Origin of the sequence: Zooshikella harenae, assembly GCF_018837975.1 — a bacterium.
GTDB classification, from domain to species: domain Bacteria; phylum Pseudomonadota; class Gammaproteobacteria; order Pseudomonadales; family Zooshikellaceae; genus Zooshikella; species Zooshikella harenae.
Window position 1 is genome coordinate 1 of record NZ_JAGSOY010000257.1, and the last position, 1210, is coordinate 1210.

The following is a 1210-nucleotide window of genomic DNA, read 5'->3' on the forward strand; positions in this document are numbered from 1 at the left end:
AGCTGATTATTGGTTAAGTTCCATTTAACCAATTGAACACGTTTGCTGGGTCCTCTTCGAAAAATTACACCCACTGGTGCTTTACGAGCCCATATCGCATACAACCTCGTAGAATTTTCAGCCATCACTAAGCCTAATGTTATGCACACCGGCAAAAATTGAACGCCAGTGAATTTTGTCCAAAGCCACGTACGGACTGAGCATTGCAGCTTGTTATGCATTAGCACTTCCAATTAGACTCACTTAAATACTCATCTACTTCTTGTAACCAGTCACTGTAGTTTTCGCTAGATACGGGCCTTGAAGCAGGGTATTTCTTACGAAGCGAAACGACTTCACAAAGTACTTCATTCATATCGGTTTTGAAAAATGGGCTAGTTATGAAGTCATACTCGTATAATGTTCTTGCATGGGCATCAATGAGGAAATCAGCTGATACTTCAGCACCTTTAATGTCACCTTCTTTAATCTTCTTTTGAATAGCAACAAAGCCCTTTAAGTAAGCAACTTCATACTTAAGCCGGTCATTTAATTCAAGGTAAGTAAAAGAAAAAGCAGAAATTACTGAACCAAGAATAAAGAAAACAACGGCAAAGGCGCTGATTCCCATCCACTTTAGTATAGTTGTCTTCATTAAACGCTTTTTCCTTAACGCAATTCATAATGCCCATCGCACTGGACATGCAAACTTTTATTAGCCTGTTTTTTTAATACTGATACTTACTAGGTCCACGGGCCTGCATTTGCTAGTTTTTTTGTACGTTTTTAAGTAAATAGAACCCATATATAGATAGCACACAAACACCACTTGACCATATGACATTAAATGGATGAATATTTTCAGCTCTTAATGTAATAACTAGTATAAATAAGGCTAACGCAAACTGTACAAAAAGAACTATATAACGCGGTGCTATATACCTTGTCCTATTCAAAATCATTAGTGTAAGTCCAGAGCCAACCATACATAAACCAAGCAGTACTACTAGCCCTTTCCCCAAAGTTGAATAAACTACTACCACTCCAACCCCTAGGAGAACTCCACTAGACGACCCTGTAACAATTTTATACTTTTCCATTATTCTCGATACTAAAAAAGGTAATTGGACACTTTATCATAACATTGGGAAAATGGTCCAGTTGACCACATAATTATGTGTTTCACTTTGGGCCATGTGTGAACAATAAATATTTTGGTGCATAGCCTCTA

At 37.5% G+C, this 1210-nt stretch carries 1 protein-coding gene; it reads right to left on the reverse strand.

What is annotated here, in order from left to right:
• Positions 1-220 precede the first annotated feature (220 nt).
• Positions 221-634: a hypothetical protein gene (locus KCG35_RS25440; RefSeq protein WP_215822650.1), complete on the reverse strand. Its 414-nt coding sequence runs from the start codon at positions 632-634 to the stop codon at positions 221-223.
• Positions 635-1210 lie beyond the last annotated feature (576 nt).